Source organism: Cupriavidus pauculus, from assembly GCF_003854935.1.
In the GTDB taxonomy this organism is placed as follows: domain Bacteria; phylum Pseudomonadota; class Gammaproteobacteria; order Burkholderiales; family Burkholderiaceae; genus Cupriavidus; species Cupriavidus pauculus_C.
Genome location: NZ_CP033969.1, coordinates 1175903 through 1191154 on the forward strand (window position 1 = coordinate 1175903; position 15252 = coordinate 1191154).

The 15252-nt window shown below is 54.2% G+C and carries 14 protein-coding genes and 1 tRNA gene; 12 read left to right on the plus strand and 3 right to left on the minus strand.

Translation table 11 applies throughout. The annotated features are described in order from the left end of the window. The first annotated feature begins 147 nt into the window (after positions 1–147). The 7 genes from EHF44_RS07150 to EHF44_RS07180 all read left to right on the plus strand — a co-directional run bounded on the left by EHF44_RS07150 (position 148) and on the right by EHF44_RS07180 (position 4961). A complete protein-coding gene (locus EHF44_RS07150) occupies positions 148–759 on the plus strand; it encodes a glutathione S-transferase N-terminal domain-containing protein (protein WP_008643086.1) in 612 nt (203 codons plus the stop codon). A gap of 27 nt (positions 760–786) precedes the next feature. After that, positions 787–1287, plus strand: coding sequence for a ClpXP protease specificity-enhancing factor (locus EHF44_RS07155; protein ID WP_124683098.1), 501 nt, complete (start codon positions 787–789; stop codon positions 1285–1287). Between the two features lie 52 nt (positions 1288–1339). Continuing rightward, a tRNA-Thr gene (locus EHF44_RS07160) sits at positions 1340–1415 on the plus strand. Between the two features lie 159 nt (positions 1416–1574). Further along, positions 1575–2804: a tyrosine-type recombinase/integrase gene (locus EHF44_RS07165; protein WP_124683099.1), complete on the plus strand. Its 1230-nt coding sequence runs from the start codon at positions 1575–1577 to the stop codon at positions 2802–2804. Between the two features lie 166 nt (positions 2805–2970). Beyond that, positions 2971–3198, plus strand: coding sequence for a helix-turn-helix transcriptional regulator (locus tag EHF44_RS07170; protein WP_124683100.1), 228 nt, complete (start codon positions 2971–2973; stop codon positions 3196–3198). Next, entirely contained in the window at positions 3195–4439 is a 1245-nt protein-coding gene (locus tag EHF44_RS07175; protein WP_124683101.1) for a hypothetical protein, read from the plus strand. Before EHF44_RS07170 ends, EHF44_RS07175 begins: the two co-directional genes overlap by 4 nt. Positions 4440–4556: 117 nt before the next feature. Continuing rightward, the gene (locus EHF44_RS07180; RefSeq protein WP_124683102.1) at positions 4557–4961 is read left to right on the plus strand and encodes a hypothetical protein; all 405 of its coding nucleotides are present in this window, start codon (positions 4557–4559) and stop codon (positions 4959–4961) included. A gap of 11 nt (positions 4962–4972) precedes the next feature. Here EHF44_RS07180 and EHF44_RS07185 read toward each other — a convergent pair whose 3' ends face one another. Then, positions 4973–5260: a hypothetical protein gene (locus EHF44_RS07185; RefSeq protein WP_124683103.1), complete on the minus strand. Its 288-nt coding sequence runs from the start codon at positions 5258–5260 to the stop codon at positions 4973–4975. A gap of 147 nt (positions 5261–5407) precedes the next feature. Between EHF44_RS07185 and EHF44_RS07190 the strand changes: the two genes are divergently transcribed. Further along, positions 5408–5779: a hypothetical protein gene (locus tag EHF44_RS07190; protein WP_124683104.1), complete on the plus strand. Its 372-nt coding sequence runs from the start codon at positions 5408–5410 to the stop codon at positions 5777–5779. An 18-nt stretch (positions 5780–5797) separates the two neighbouring features. Here the strand turns inward: EHF44_RS07190 and EHF44_RS07195 are convergent, their stop codons facing one another. Continuing rightward, positions 5798–6424: a recombinase family protein gene (locus EHF44_RS07195; protein WP_124683105.1), complete on the minus strand. Its 627-nt coding sequence runs from the start codon at positions 6422–6424 to the stop codon at positions 5798–5800. Positions 6425–6814: 390 nt separating this feature from the next. Here EHF44_RS07195 and EHF44_RS07200 point away from each other — a divergent pair, with 390 nt between their 5' ends. The 4 genes from EHF44_RS07200 (at position 6815) to EHF44_RS07215 (ending at position 14056) form a co-directional block, all read left to right on the plus strand. After that, positions 6815–8182 (plus strand): DNA cytosine methyltransferase, encoded by a 1368-nt coding sequence (locus tag EHF44_RS07200; RefSeq protein ID WP_124683106.1) that lies wholly within the window; start codon positions 6815–6817, stop codon positions 8180–8182. Positions 8183–8271: 89 nt separating this feature from the next. Continuing rightward, positions 8272–10101, plus strand: a complete 1830-nt coding sequence (locus tag EHF44_RS07205; protein WP_124683107.1) for a DUF262 domain-containing protein — start codon at positions 8272–8274, stop codon at positions 10099–10101. A 5-nt stretch (positions 10102–10106) separates the two neighbouring features. Then, positions 10107–12968 (plus strand): Z1 domain-containing protein, encoded by a 2862-nt coding sequence (locus EHF44_RS07210; protein ID WP_124683108.1) that lies wholly within the window; start codon positions 10107–10109, stop codon positions 12966–12968. Next, positions 12965–14056, plus strand: a complete 1092-nt coding sequence (locus EHF44_RS07215; RefSeq protein ID WP_124683109.1) for a PD-(D/E)XK motif protein — start codon at positions 12965–12967, stop codon at positions 14054–14056. The genes EHF44_RS07210 and EHF44_RS07215 overlap by 4 nt, the downstream gene beginning before the upstream one ends. 211 nt (positions 14057–14267) lie before the next feature. Here the strand turns inward: EHF44_RS07215 and EHF44_RS07220 are convergent, their stop codons facing one another. Further along, on the minus strand, positions 14268–15080 hold the full coding sequence (locus tag EHF44_RS07220; protein WP_124683110.1) for an HNH endonuclease: 813 nt from the start codon (positions 15078–15080) through the stop codon (positions 14268–14270). Positions 15081–15252: the final 172 nt, after the last annotated feature.

A 15252-nucleotide genomic window follows, 5' to 3' on the forward strand; every position in this document is an offset into this window, starting at 1 on the left:
CTCGTCAGAACGGCGTCCGGCTATTTGTAACTAATTTGCTTTTCGATGGGCCGTTCTGACAGAATGTTTGCCCTGTCTGAACTAGCACCGCCGAGTGTGTCAAATCGCAATGGATTTGGCGCACTTCACACCCAAGGAATCCAAACCATGATGGTGTTGTATTCGGGTACCACCTGCCCGTTTTCCCAACGTTGCCGCCTCGTCCTGTTCGAAAAGGGCATGGACTTCGAAATCCGCGACGTGGACCTGTTCAACAAGCCGGAAGATATTTCGGTGATGAACCCGTACGGCCAGGTGCCGATCCTCGTCGAACGTGACCTGATCCTGTACGAATCGAACATCATCAACGAGTACATCGACGAGCGCTTCCCGCACCCGCAGCTGATGCCGGCCGACCCGGTGCAGCGCGCACGGGCCCGCCTGTTCCTGTTTAACTTCGAAAAAGAACTGTTCACCCACGTCTACGTGCTGGAGAACGAAAAGGGCAAGGCCGCCGAGAAGAACCACGAACGCGCCCGCGCCGCCATCCGCGACCGCCTGACCCAGCTTGCGCCGATCTTCGTCAAGAACAAGTACATGCTGGGCGAGGAATTCTCGATGCTCGACGTCGCGATCGCTCCGCTGCTGTGGCGCCTGGACCACTACGGTATCGAGCTGTCGAAGAACGCCGCACCGCTGCTGAAGTACGCCGAGCGCATTTTCAGCCGTCCGGCCTATATCGAAGCACTGACCCCGTCCGAAAAGGTCATGCGTCGCTAAGACGTACCGACGCCACCGCCACGCGTAATGCCAGAAACCTCCACCAAGCCCTACCTGATCCGCGCCATCTACGAATGGTGTACCGATAACGGCTTCACGCCGTACATCGCAGTGTTCGTCGACGCCAACACGAACGTGCCGCGCGAATTCGTCAAGAACAACGAAATCGTGCTGAACGTGAGCTTTGACGCAACCAGCGGACTGGACATGGGCAACGAGTGGATCAGCTTCAGCGCACGCTTCGGTGGCGTATCGCGCAAGATCGACGTGCCCGTGGAAAACGTGCTGGCGATCTACGCGCGCGAGAACGGCCAGGGCATGGCCTTCCCGGTGGAGCGCAGCATCCCCGAAACCCAGGCCGCGACGGAACGCGAAAACAACCCGCCTCCCAAGCTGGCCTCGGTCGACGCGGACACGCCCGCAACGGTCCCCGCGGAAGCGGGCATCGAAGGCCCGGACGACGATCCCACGCCGCCGCCCGTCCCACGCATCGGCGGCAAGAAGCCATCCCTGAAGGTCGTCAAATAAGCCATCGCCAAGACACACCGCATAAAGTAGAATCGCGGTCTGCACCAGACATGCCGGCTTAGCTCATCAGGTAGAGCAGTTGATTTGTAATCATCAGGTGGCGGGTTCGAGTCCTGCAGCCGGCACCATATTCCTTCCCAACGTTTCCGAACGTTGCCCAGAAAACCCCGCCAAGCCTAGCTTCGCGGGGTTTTTGTTTGCCAACGTTGCCAAGCCATGTCGCTTGCCAGCAACATTTTTTGGGGGCAGGATAGGGGGCAAGGATTTTGGAAATGGGGGCATGAGGGATGAAATCGAAGCCGCTGACCGACACCGCGTGCAGAAACGCCAAGTACAACCCTACGGGATCGGGTAACAAGCTTGCCGATGGAGGGGGCCTGTATCTGGAACTGATGGCCAGCGGGGCGAAGAAATGGCGTCTCAAATTCCGGCACCAGGGCAAGGAGAATCGGCTTACTTTCGGCGACTACCCTGCAATCACACTTGCTGTGGCTCGCGAGAGGAGGTCAGAGGCGAAGGCGCAACTGGCTGAGGGGGCAGACCCAGCTACTTGTCGTGATACAGCGCGACGCGAGGCTCAGGTTCGATCCAGCAATGTGTTTGAGTTGGTGGCAAACGAATGGTACGAGACCAAAAAGGCAGGCTGGAGTGAGTCTCACGCTGCGCGTGTTCGGAAGCAGCTAGATCGAGAGGTCGGGCCGGCCTTTGGAAGCCGTCCAATCGCTGAGATCACTGCGCCAGAATTGCTGGCCGCAATTAGGAAGATCGAGGCCAGGGGAGCCTTGGAGACGGCCAGCAAGACCTTGCAGACCTGTGGTCAGGTGTTTCGTTATGCGATTGCCACGGGCCGCGCAGAACGTGATGTCGCCGCCGATCTTCGTGGCGCGTTGCAGGCACGGCCTGTGACGAACTTGAAGCGAATTCCTGAGGCAGGACTCCCCGAGTTGCTGGAGAAGATCGACGCATACCAGGGTGATCCGCTAACGCGCTTCGCGCTGCAACTGCTGACCAGGACGTTCGTGCGGACCAAGGAGCTACGCTTCGCAGAGTGGGCAGAATTCGATCTGCAGAAAGCCGAATGGCGTATTCCTGCCGCAAAGATGAAGTCGGATGTCTTGCACATTGTCCCGCTGTCTACGCAAGTTCTTGTGCAACTGAAGGCTTTGCAGGGCCTAACGGGGAACAGCCGATGGCTTTTCCCGAACACCAGCAAGCCAGAGAAACCGATGAGTGAGAACACCGTTCTCTATGCACTCTATCGCATGGGGTACCACTCCAGAATGACGGGGCACGGCTTTAGAGGGCTTGCTTCTACGATATTGAACGAGAACGGATTCAACCGCGACTGGATCGAACGGCAATTGGCCCACGTTGAACGCGATAGTGTGCGGTCAGCTTACAACCATGCGGAGTACCTAGCCGAGCGGCGGCGGATGATGCAATGGTATTCGGACTATCTGGATAAGCTCAACGTGAAGTCCGGTGAGGTTCCAGTGGAGGAGGGTGTTGAGAGATAGTTAGTAATTTGGTTGCCGGCGTAGTCGGCGACTCAAAGTAGCTCGGCATCTCGCGATGCCCGGATAATTCTGTTGACTTTGTATTGTATCTAATGTATTGTTTGCTTCTGCGCATCCTGCGCAAGCTCTTTAAGGAGAAAATCACTTAGAATTTTTGGAGGTAACAATGCACATAAATGCATCTAACTCGACGCTGCCGTTCGATGGCGTCTCACGTTTCAAGCAGTTTCAAGCCTTCCTTCCATTTTCCCGCGAAACTTGGCGCAAGCTGGTGAATGCCGGTAAAGCTCCGCAGGCGATTAGATTGGGCAATCGTTGCACTGTCTGGCGCAATAGTGAGCTACATCAGTGGCTACGTGAACCGGCGACCTACGGAAATGGAGGTGTCCAATGAATTGCGGCACCATTTCTATAGAGGCATCGCGTACTCCTTGCGGATGTGACATTGATAACATACGCGGCCAGCAGGGGTATCCATACCAAAGTGATCTATCAGGCAGCGCGCCGCGCGTCGGAAGAGCATTTTGGTATGACGATATCGAATTTGCAGGGCCGATCCTAGAAGATTATTTTGTAAGACGATTCAGGGTGAAATTCAACCCTCGGCTTGGCTTCGCGGAGGTCAGGCGTATGATGACTAGGATCATTCGGGCCGCCATCCATGCCTACGAAACAGATTCATGGTGTCTCTACCGGCAGAATGATCTGACGAGGCCGGAGAACAATTTCATTGAGCTGCTTTGGCATGACGGCTATGTTGACCGGGAGATTGGAAAATGGAACTCAGACAAGAGCCGATCAACTGCCAGTCGGTTCATGGCAACAGGTTTTCTGAAAGGGATTTTCGGCGGCCAAACCAACGTTCGAAAGATAGCGCCGCGCAAGAGTTGCATTCAGTTGCGCGATGCAACGGGCGAAGTGATTAAGGCTAATCCGCCTGGTGAGATGAATTCGGAGCTTGGTACGCTGAATAAGCTTACCCGAGCGGCGAAAATTGCTTGTGATGGAGTCGAGTACACGGGACTTCAATATCGCCGAGTGTTCAATCGGGATTGGTCGCACGGTGGGCGCTTCTATTGTGAGTTTAGCCAACTACCCAAAGCCTCACGGTCCAAGATGTTGATCGATGGCGAGGGCACTACTGAGTTGGATTTCAGTTCAATGCATATCTATCTCGCCTATGCGATGGTCGGGGAAAAGTTCTCTGGCGTAGACGCGTATGCAGTGGAGGGCTTTACGCGCGAAGAGATGAAGGTCGCTAGTTTGATCTGTCTGAACGGCGGTGATGCTCGTGCGGTGCGTTCGCACTGGCATACGGCTTCTTTGGCAGCGTCTAGGTCACGGGAGTTGGCCACCTACATATATCGTTCCAAAGCGGCAGTAGAGGCTTTTAGAACGGCCCATGCGCCCATCGCCAAGATTTGGGAGATTCCGAATATTGGTCTGAAGTTGCAGTACCAAGACAGCTGTGTCATGGCAGAATGCATGCGCCGTCTTTGTGAACTCAATATTGTTCCCGTTTCCCTGCATGACTCGATTCGAGTCCAAAATAGGCACGCGGATACTGTAGAGAGCATAATGCGGGAGGCATCTTTCGCTATCTGTGCAGTGGATATCCCGGTGAGGCGCAGTTGATGAAATTCCGCAAATCCTTTTGGCTATTGGGTTTGCGGAATTTTGTGTCATATAATGGTATGTTTCCTTGCTCTCTCTCTCTCTCTCTCTCTCTCTCCTTTACTAATTCAAGAAAAAATGATTCAACATCAAATTCCTGTGATTGGTGGTGAAGAGGAGGAGGTAGTTGTTATCACTCAGTTCGAATCAGGTGATGAGTGCGGACTGAAATGTGTATTCAGGGAAAGGACGATTGAGGCTCTAGAGGGAGACTACTTCGAAGCGTTCTGCGAAATCCGTAAGGCGCTTGAAAAGGAAAATATCGTTCCGTTTTGCTACGGTGCAAGTCTGAATGTCTATCCCTCTGCAATGGCTAGACAGATGGGTGAGGGTCTTCGTGCATATCGCCTGACAATGGGAGTGCCATCGTCGCAAGACCAACTCGTGCAGATATTCGATCAAGGTCCTGACATTATTCCAGCCTCAGTCTCGCAGCAGGAGCACTTTTATCGCGAGTGGTGTATGGCAGGTAAGGCTTCTTGATGAGAAATCCGTCAATCAGTTAAAGGGTATTGTTCTGTTGGAGTTTCGCCTTCGAGACGTCGTGCGTATAGCGTAATGTGTCGATTAGCCAGATCAATCTGGTATTTGTATATCTCAAACGGCCATTCATCGAAGGTCATGCGGTCGCGAAAGCCCCCATTTGCCTCACTGACGATCTGCAAAAATTCCGACGCAGTTGTCTGTCGCTTGGCGACAACCTGGCACTTGTCGCGAAACGATACTGTTACGTCATAGTCGCCCTCATTCGCGAACAGCGACAAGTATTCTGGGTAGTCCATCTGGCCCTCCGGCAGTTGGTAGCGATTGCGGCAAGCGGGTAGGATTAATCTGCCATGTCGCGCCTACAATACAGCACTTTCCCAGTATCGTTCGAAGAAAGGGTGTGATATCAATAGCCTGAGGACACCTTCCAAAAAAGGGACTGAATGAACCGAGTTGCGCGCTTCGAGGCCGAAAAGGCTGCCAAGGTACGGCAGGAGTTAATCGACCAGGGTATGACGGTAGATCAGGCTGCCGAACACCAGGCGACGGAAGCACGGATCGCAAAGGCAATTGCCTGGCTGCAGGGAATGCTGTTCAGCGAAGAGCAGGACTACATCGCCGACAGCAATGCTGATGCCGCAGATCGGCACAACGGCATCAATCCAATGAGTGAAGAGTACCTCCAGCAAGTGAACGCGAAGCGCCTAGCCTTGGGCATTCCGGCCCTTGCACTGTCGGGATTTCCGACCGGCAACGAGAGCCATGTTTATTGTGAGGTTCTGGTTCGAGAGCTTTCAATCATGCTGAAGCGATGAGCAGGTGTTAGCCTTGTCTCAGGCAGCCAAGGTCTCCCGCTTCAATTGTTGCCCCAAACGCGAAAGCGTGGAACGGGAGCACCCAGTGGCTGCAATGATGTGGTTCCAGCTATCCCCGCGCGACAGCATCTGCATGATGGCGGCGTTGCGCTGGATGTCCGGCTTGCGCCCCTTGTATCCCCCTTCGGCCTTGAGCTTTGCAATTCCTTGGGCCTGCCGCCGCCTGCGGTCGGTGTAGTCCTTTCTCGCGATGGCAGCCAGCATATCTAGCATCATGGCATTGAGGGCTTCCATCATTCGGCTCGTCATCTCATCAGTGGCATTGGTCATCATCCAAGACGTTGGCAAGTCAAGGGCGACCACACGGACCCGGCGTGCCTGGAGTTGAGCCTTCAGCTTTTCCCAATCCTCAGCATTGAGGCGCGACAGGCGGTCAACTTGTTCAATGAGCAGGATGTCGCCCTGGTGGCAGTCAGCCAACAGCCGGAACAACTCCGGTCGCTTCAGTGATGCCCCGGACTCGTTCTCGACATAGAAGGCAGCAATCGGCAAAGCCCGCTCCTTCGCAAACGCTTCTAAATCTCCCTTTGCGCGGTTGGCGTCTTGTTCCTTAGTCGAGGCACGTAGATAGGCACGGACGAACATACAAAGCCCTCATGGTTCTCTTTGCATAGTTCTCAATATAACGGTTCCATTTGGGTCGTGCAAGGGCATATATCGAACTACCTTTTCACTCTTGCAGCATGGTTCGCCTGATGTACACCACAGCAGAACCGGTGCGGTCAACAGGCCCCGCCGAAACCGTATTTGTCGGCCTCGTCAGGCTTGCCTCCAGGACCAGTCTCCCGCCACTCTGACGCTAAAATTTCCGCCCGGAGATACGGTGCTCAGCTGATAAAATAGGCGGCACGACTTGCCATACCTCTCTTCAATTTTTGATGCTTCATCACACGCCGAGTCTTCCTGGCTTGGCCGTAAGCGAACCGGAAAGCAGAACCATTGCTGCTTTTGCAGATAGGGCGATGCCAACTAAGAATGAAAAAATTTCGTTTCGTTGACCTCTTCGCGGGGCTTGGCGGCTTTCATGTGGCTCTCGATGCGTTGGGCGGCCAATGTGTTTTCGCGGCTGAATGGAAACCACATCTACAAGATCTATACGAGACCAATTTCGGTCTGCGACCCGCAGGAGATATTACCGACGTCTTGCCAGAAATGGTCCCAGACCACGATGTCTTGACGGCCGGTTTTCCATGCCAGCCTTTCTCCAAGGCTGGGGAGCAAAAGGGTTTCGAGTGTACGGAGCAGGGTGATCTGTTCTTCAACGTTGAAGCCATCATCAAGGCGAAGAAACCCCAGTTTTTTATACTGGAAAACGTTCCAAATCTCCTCAACCACGACGGAGGTAGGACTTGGCAGACAATTCAAGCCCTTCTGGGAGTCGGGGGGCTGGGATACGACATTCGGGCAACTCGCTTTTCCCCTCATCACTTCGGCATTCCCCAAATTCGCGAGCGGGTGTACATCGTAGGCTCGCGCTCTTCGCTAAGCCATTTCGAGTGGCCGGAGCCGACGCATAGTGAGACGAGCATTGAAACGGTGCTTGATGCATTTCCGCCGGATGCAAAGAGCTTATCGCCGCAGGTCGAAGACTGCCTGACCCAATGGAACAAGTTCGTGAAGGCAGCCCCCAAAAAACTCTACCTCCCTTCATTCCCACTTTGGTCTATGGAGTGGGGGGCTGACTACCCGTTTGAAGATGAGACTCCCTATGCTGTTTATGCGGCCAAGGGGATGCGCGGTCTCGCAAAGTTTCGGGGCTCACACGGTAGGCCATTGCGCGAACTCAGCGGTGACGAGCGTTGGCTAGCTCTACCGAGTCATGCTCGTAGCGAACAGCTTGAGTTCCCTAAGTGGAAGAAAGATTTTATCCGTCAGAATCGGCGGTTTTATGCGGAAAACTGTAGTTGGATTGATCCATGGATGAAAGATATCCTAAGATTTCCGTCCAGCCTGCAGAAACTTGAATGGAATGTTCAGGGCGAGAAGGGCGAGGTTTGGGATTACGTTCTCCAGTTCCGGGCATCTGGCGTGAGAGTAAAGCGTCGTAATACTGCGCCCAGTCTGATTGCTATGACCGACACACAAGTGCCAATTATCGGTTGGGAACGGCGATATATGACACCGAGAGAGTGTGCGAGGCTGCAGAGTTTGAGCGAACTGAAAGCGCTGCCATCTAGCAACTCGCGCGCGTTCCAAGCGCTCGGAAATGCCGTGAATGCAGACGTTGTGAGAGCGGTTGCGCGAGCTCTGCTAGGCCAAGGAACTAGGCCGAGCAAGACTTCCTTGTTGTCGGAGAAAGCGAGTCGGAGAAGTATTGTTCCGGAGTTGGCAAAGGCTTTGTAGGGCAGGTCAGCAGTCCAAGGGCCAGTGTGAGGGTTTGGGGATTTGCGGCGTTCGAACGCGGCAGGAAGTTAATAAAATAGGGGTCACAATTGGAAAATATCGAAGACTTTGATGATGTTGAGTTGGGTGGCATCGCCCAATACCTTGCGGAGTTGTCGCAGGAAGGTCCGCTGCCACAAGGTGTGGGCCCCAAAATCGAGGTGGCCCCATTCCAAGCAGATGACGTTTCGTTTGAAAACAATGAATGGCTGAGGCGCACTCTTGCTGTCCAGGCCTGGCTTGGTCTTGATGCGCCGGTGTCGCTGGAAGCTTCGGCGACCGATGCGGCGATTCAGTTGCTGGAGCAGATTTCGTCCGATCCGGTAGAGGCATGCATTTCCGTCGGTGATGATTCGGTGAAACTGACGGATCTGGGCGCCCAGCATCTAGACACTTGGTTGTCACGAGCCGTCGCCCATCGAGAAGCATTTCTCGAGGCACTTGACGAAGATCGCAGTATTTCGGACGCGAGCGAGGAGTGGTCACTACTTTGGGAGGAGGCGACTACTCGAGCTCAGCAGCCGGCGCTGATAAAGGCGGAGGTGCAAACTCTGACCATTCGTCAGTTCTCTGATTATGCTCGGCAAGGGTCCCTTGCCCTCAATCCTTCGTATCAGCGAGACAGCGTTTGGTCGGTTGGTGATTCTCAGACTCTCATCGACTCGATTTTGCGAGGCATTCCAATCCCATCGATCATCCTCACACAGGTTGATGGTGGCGAAGAACTTCAGATAGTTGACGGGAAGCAGCGGCTAACTGCCATACTTCGATTCATCGGTCAACATCCCGCTGCGTTGGATTTTGCGAAGTCCCTTGATGCAGAGGCCGATTTTGATCGCGATCACAGGAAGTTTATCCGTAAGCATCACCTCAAGAGTCAGCAGATATCCAGTCACTACCTACCTTTTCGCCTTCGATCGTATCCACCGGGAGACCCGCTGCATGCTGTCTCGCGGCGCTTTTACTGTGAAGTCAAGGATCAGCGCATAGAAAGCGGACAGGGTAACGTAACGATAAAATCGATATTTGAGAACGCGCTGACTCGGTACAAGATTCCAGTCATTGTCTATGAGAACACGCGTCTCCAAGATATTCATCACGTCTTTTCGATCTACAACAAACAAGGTAAGAAGCTGAATGCCGAGGAGTTAAGGAACGCAACATTCCATCACCTTGCTCTCACTAAGCTTCTTCTTGTACTAAGCGGCGATCGGCCTGATCCGGATCTCGCGCCATATCTGCCGTCGGACGTGAAGGATCGGATCGGGGATGTTGGCGAGACACTTCGAGATCGCGGTTTTGGCACTATGCGGTTCAAGCGGACGAAGGTTTTGTCTTGGGTATGCGCAATCATGCTACACCAGCCGAATAGCGCAAGAGATGGTACGTTCGTCACGCCATCCACAGCGAGCCACATTGACGCCCTGCTGAGTAGCATTAGTCGCGAACAAGGGAATCATCCACTGTTTCAGCATACAACGCTGGTTACGCTTGCCCGCGACGTCAAAGCGGCGGTAGCACTTCATGCAGTCGCCGAGGACGCATGGTCCCCAAGATTTCGAAGCAAGAAAGGACACGCTTCCCGATGGGAAGAGTTGCCGCTGGTCGCCAGTATGCTTGCTTCTCTAATTTTGGTTGCAACCGGTCAGTCGCAACGTCTTGAGGACGGCATTGCGGATGTTCGAGCGCTTACGGAAGCGAGCCCTGGCCCAACCAAGACGCAGAATAAGACGCAATGGGAGTACGTCGCAAAGGTCTCTCTGGGCGTACTGCGAACACTAGGCATCGACACTGAAAGCGCTACGCAGGTATTGGAGCGGCGCTATGGCTATAGTTGCATAGGCGTTCTTGAAACGCTTTCAGGCTTGAAGGATGCCTGAACGAGATGAGCAAGGAGACGCAAATTTTCGTGGAGACGTTACGGCCCGTGGTGTCGAATGTTTCCGCAGCCCAGCCGCAACGCCCCCCCTATGGCGAGTCTGGCTCTTGGTGGGATCGCTACGCATCGGCTATCGCCCGGCTACCGGCGGACACGCAGCGCGTAGTTGAAGTAGATGCCCGCTATATTGCCGACCACGCCGTTCCGCGTTCGAATGGGGCTATTGACTTCGATGCATACGGCGCGACTAGAGTACGGACAGGGATCGTTGTTGGCTCGGTTCAATCTGGCAAGACTGCGAGCATGCTCGCAGTGGCGGCTTTGTTGCTCGATAGTCGTGTTGATATCTTGATTGTCCTTGCGGGGACACGGGTTGCACTTTGGTTACAGACGTATGAGCGGCTTCTGAGCCAACTTGACGGAACCGACGTCCGCAGCGCGTGGACGAGGAATCGTCAGCGAGTATTGATACCGCAGCCAGAGGACATTTTGTCCAGCGAGGAGCGAGTCGATCCGTCGAGGTATATCCGAGGTGCACGCCTAAAGTTCCAAGACGCAATTTGCACCGGCAAGCCAGTAATCTTCGTCGTCCCCAAAGAAGATGACCATTTGCTGGCTCTGGCGCGGTTTCTCACAAATGAGACTGGGCCTGCTTCCTGTGTCGGCCGGGATAGACCGCTGAGCTTAGTGGTGCTCGATGATGAGGCTGACGATGCCAGTATCCTTGATGCTCAGGACGGGACTCGCATCACCCCTCAGTTCATTCAACACCTTTGGTCTTCCGACGCATGCGCGCCAGCTACTAGGCACGATAGGCTCTATGCAACATATATTGCTTATACAGCAACGCCGCAAGCGAATTATCTACAGCGCTCCCACAACCCACTCACGCCGCGAGACTTTCATGCGGCCCTGCGTGTTCCGTCCGACCGAGGGCAAGACACACCGCGAACTGTCACCTACACGGAACGAAACGGCCTGAGGTCCTATTACACAGGCGGGGAACTCTATTATGAGCGCCTGCAAGGTCTACCGGGAGATCCGTGCATTGGCTTCCCGTTTTCTTCCGAGACGGATCAGTATGGTTCAGTTCGCTGGCAGATGATCGGCGATGCAATGCGATCGTATCTGGTGGCGGGTGCAATACGACTACACATCGATCGGAAGCAGCTTTCTGCGGTTCCAGCCGAGCCACTCCCGTTAGATGTTCTGCGGCGGTTATTGCCTGCTACTCACAGCATGCTGTACCACCCGTCCGCACTTAAGGAGGAGCACTTTGGCGGGGCCGAGGATATCGCGCGATGGACAAAGGCAATTCCCGGCTACGAGGCCGAGACTCAGTTGCTTCGTGATCAAAGTGGAGATGCGGTGTTGTCCGTCGATGCCGAAGGGCTTGTTCGGCGGCTTGAGCTTGAAGAGGACCTATGGAAAGCATGGCTCGGTAGCTTTATGGCGACCGCGTCAGGTCTTGCCCCGCTGCCGGGTGGAGCGGATGCTCTTCTGGGCCCAGTAACTTGGCCTGAGGTAAAACAGTTACTGGTTGAAGAGGTGTTTCCTCGCATTAAGATCCGAATTCTAAACAGCGATCCGCGTGCCGATGAGCGGCCTTGTTTCGAACCCAAGGAGGCCGAAGAGCGAGGATTGTGGCACGCTCCGCGCGATGTTTACACGATCTTCGTTGCCGGAAACGTTCTGTCCAGGGGACTCACGGTCGAGGGACTATGTACGAGCCTTTTCTTGCGTGGAGCACGAGAGCCTGCTGCGGATACCCAAATGCAGATGCAGCGCTGGTTCGGCTATCGGGGTTCCTATGCCGCACTCTGTCGTGTATTTCTTTTTGCCGATCAACTACAACTGTTCCGTCAGTATCATCGTAACGATCTTGCGCTAAAGACTGAAATACTGAACCACATGGATGGGCACTCCGCCCCGTTCAACGATGGGGTCTTGGTGCTTCAGGGGCAGTCATTCCGCGCGACGGGTAAGATCGAGAGTCGTCGGGTGCCCTTGCACCCAGGGGCCACACCAGCGATTCGCCTTGTCGAGCCGTCTTGCGGCAATCACTATGCTGACAATCTCTGCCTAGTGGAAGAGCTTTTGGCAGAAGGGAGTTGGCAACCTCTCAACTTCCCGTCCGACATGCAGCGTGGTTTGATTCGCACTATCCCGATGAGCATGCTCGAAATCGCTTCTATACTAGAGCGTCTTCGCTATTCCATTCATGATCCGGACCTCAGCCTAGATTTATCTCAGCGATGGGTGAGCCTTCAACGCACACTAAACTTATCGGAGCCACTGTTCCGTCCCCCCGGCGTTAATCCGGGACCTATGGCAGTCGATCCCTCCGGATGCCCCTACTCCATAGCTGCGTATCTTCGTCTTTGGAGTGAGGCGCTTAAACGGCATGATCTTCCGGGAATGCAGCCTACCGACAACCCGACGATGCCGTGGAGCATGTTGAATCTTTCTGCATACAGGAGAGCGGAGCCACGCTTCTATGTTGGTGTGCGCTTTGGATCTGAACAAGGGACTTCGCGCCTAAAGTATGACAATCGACCGTTGCCGATGATGAGGCGAGGACTGTCTGCCAGTAAATCGCACCTCCTAGAAACGCTCTGGGGCTCAAGAAATCCAACGGAACGTTGGAAAGGGGATCAGGCTTTCGACTATCACTTTCATGATCCGCAAAGCTCTCCTCGCCTGCTAGAAGAGGGAGCTTGGCGACCTCGGGGCCATCCTGGACTATTGCTCCTCCACCCAATAGCCGAGCCGGGATCTGGTCGCGAGTTGATTGCGTTTGGCTTGGCGCTTCCACACGGTGGGCCTGATCACGTAGCCGCGCTGCGTATCCGCAGTAATAGTCCATGAGCGCTAATATCACCTTCGAACAACTCCGAGACACATTGGAGCGCATCGAATCCCCTTTGCGAGGAGGGGAGCGTTTCACGTATTGGGTATTGCCGAGAAAGCTTGGTATCGCCAAAACGGCCGATTCGGCATTCGAGATATTCATTGTGGGACCAAGATTGCACCCACTGACTTCCACGGTTCGAAGGCATCTTGAGCATGCCAGATGGGAAATCGCGGAGAGCGGAGAGCAACTTGATGCAAATCGTGTCGTGTTACCGCCGGGCACTCATTTCGCATCGATCTCTGCGCTCATCGCCATTGAACTCGTCCGAGCAGGTATTGACGAGAATCGGCCGTTACAGCAAGTGATGGATGATGTTGAGCCAATCATTGAACTCGCTTTGCGCAGGAGAGCGCTAAGTGAGGAGCACGTAGTCGGCTTGGTTGGGGAGTTGCTGTGCCTCGAAACAATGCTTGACGCAATCGTAGACCGTCCCGAGTTAAGGATGTCGGTGCTCGATATGTGGCAGGGGCATCGTGTCGGGGGTAGGGATTTTGTGATTGGCGATACTGCAATCGAGATAAAAACGACCTATCAGGAACACTCCTCTCACATGATTTCCGGACTTCATCAAGTCGAGTTATGGTCGGCTTCCGATGAGGCTGTGAGGCAGTTGTTTCTCCTAAGCGTGGGCCTGGCGGAGAATGAGCATGAAGGTCAAACATTGCCGGAGATAGTGGGGCGCGTGCTAGAGCGACTTGGAGAAACCCCAGGTTCGGGATGCGTTCTCACACCTCTTCAACAACGTTTCGTGCGTGACGTGGCTAGCTACGGAGCAACCGATTCGTCCGGATATGATCACCAGAGCATGGCTGGATGGAAGGTATATGCGGCGCGCTTCAGATCTACGTTCACTCCTAGACTCTACGATCTTCTAGACGAAGACGTCCGAATCCTTCGCCGTCGTGACTTGACGTCAACTCATGTCAGTTCGGAGGATATTCAGTACAGGGTGAATCTTCCCGCTGCGATAAACGGCTTCAACCCAGCTCAGAGTTGGCGCCATGTCGTAGTCGATGTTGTTAAAAGTGCACTTTCAATTTGATTTTTGAACCCCTAAGCAGGACCCAAGTACAGCGAGAACAATTTGGGGGCATGTCTGGGGGCACATAAAATACTCACATCCAGATAACGGCGAAGTTTTGGGGGATGTAAGGCGGAATGTGAGTCCTGCAGCCGGCACCAACGAATTCAAGGGGTTACGCGAGCTTTGCGTAACCCTTTTTATTTGTCCCCCGCAATCTGAGCGTCAGGGGCTACCGACGTTCGCTCTTGATGATCTCGGCAAGCTCTTCCACGCTCAGCCATGGGCGTGATGCATGTACTACCCTGTGGCAATTAGCGCAAAGTAGTGCAAGCTCATCCAACCGTGTAATCCCGCCTTCTGCTAGCGAGTGAAGTGGCCGAGTGTGGTGGACATCAATAATGTTAGCGCCGCGGTTGCCGTACTCCGCTTCGAAGTCAAAGCCGCAGGCCTCGCAGCAAAGGCGGCCATACTTCTTTCTCGCAGCTGCTTTAGCGGCAAGTACTAAAGCGCGGCTTCGTTCACGTACGCGGTGCATGCGAGTAAGTATCCGGCCCTCTTCGGCTTCTGCGACTTCAGGCTCTTCCGGACCAAGGCCAGCGCCATTTAACGGGTCATCGATAGCTTGAATAATTGCCCTACATACCAGGGATAGTTCAAGTGGGTTGCCGGCATATCTCGCCCATACGATCTCTTCGTCTTTATTGCCCCTAGCAAGCCCAACTTTTCCGTTTTTCGTGTATTCGGGATCGAAGCGGCGGAAGTTCATCATTTTCATGTAGACGCCGTTTCTATTGCGGTATGAGCCGTCATGTCCCAGACCTAAGGTTGTGCCCATCTTATTTAAAGTAAGAGAGAGCGCAGCCACCTCGGGGCTGTCCTTGCTGGGTGGAGCGGAGCGATGCGTCAAGTACAACTGAAGCGCCAGGAGCAATTCGTCGCGGGACCAAACGGGATTGCGCTTAACGGTGCTACCTGTCACAGCGTCCTTGGTGAGACTTGCGTTGTCAGGCAGAAGAGATGGCGTATTCGACTTAAGGGGCATGGAAGGGTTCTAGTTCTCATATTCCCCCTATTTTCATCAGATTCGATGCACTTCAGTCAACTTTAAGTCGACTACAACAAAAAAGACGAACGCCGCCGGGAGCAATCCCCCGTGCGGCGTGTGATCAGTTCCTAGCTGTGGAGGGCTCTAGCTTTCCTCCGACGACTCACCC

Bases quoted from the DNA above. Each gene is read 5' to 3' on its own strand.
- EHF44_RS07210 (WP_124683108.1), top strand. From the start codon at position 10,107: ATGAGCAAGGAGACGCAAATTTTCGTGGAGACGTTACGGCCCGTGGTG.
- EHF44_RS07165 (WP_124683099.1), top strand. From the start codon at position 1,575: ATGAAATCGAAGCCGCTGACCGACACCGCGTGCAGAAACGCCAAGTAC.
- EHF44_RS07190 (WP_124683104.1), top strand. From the start codon at position 5,408: ATGAACCGAGTTGCGCGCTTCGAGGCCGAAAAGGCTGCCAAGGTACGG.
- EHF44_RS07200 (WP_124683106.1), top strand. From the start codon at position 6,815: ATGAAAAAATTTCGTTTCGTTGACCTCTTCGCGGGGCTTGGCGGCTTT.
- EHF44_RS07150 (WP_008643086.1), top strand. From the start codon at position 148: ATGATGGTGTTGTATTCGGGTACCACCTGCCCGTTTTCCCAACGTTGC.
- EHF44_RS07180 (WP_124683102.1), top strand. From the start codon at position 4,557: ATGATTCAACATCAAATTCCTGTGATTGGTGGTGAAGAGGAGGAGGTA.
- EHF44_RS07215 (WP_124683109.1), top strand. From the start codon at position 12,965: ATGAGCGCTAATATCACCTTCGAACAACTCCGAGACACATTGGAGCGC.
- EHF44_RS07170 (WP_124683100.1), top strand. From the start codon at position 2,971: ATGCACATAAATGCATCTAACTCGACGCTGCCGTTCGATGGCGTCTCA.
- EHF44_RS07185 (WP_124683103.1), bottom strand. From the start codon at position 5,260: ATGGACTACCCAGAATACTTGTCGCTGTTCGCGAATGAGGGCGACTAT.
- EHF44_RS07155 (WP_124683098.1), top strand. From the start codon at position 787: ATGCCAGAAACCTCCACCAAGCCCTACCTGATCCGCGCCATCTACGAA.
- EHF44_RS07175 (WP_124683101.1), top strand. From the start codon at position 3,195: ATGAATTGCGGCACCATTTCTATAGAGGCATCGCGTACTCCTTGCGGA.
- EHF44_RS07220 (WP_124683110.1), bottom strand. From the start codon at position 15,080: ATGCCCCTTAAGTCGAATACGCCATCTCTTCTGCCTGACAACGCAAGT.
- EHF44_RS07195 (WP_124683105.1), bottom strand. From the start codon at position 6,424: ATGTTCGTCCGTGCCTATCTACGTGCCTCGACTAAGGAACAAGACGCC.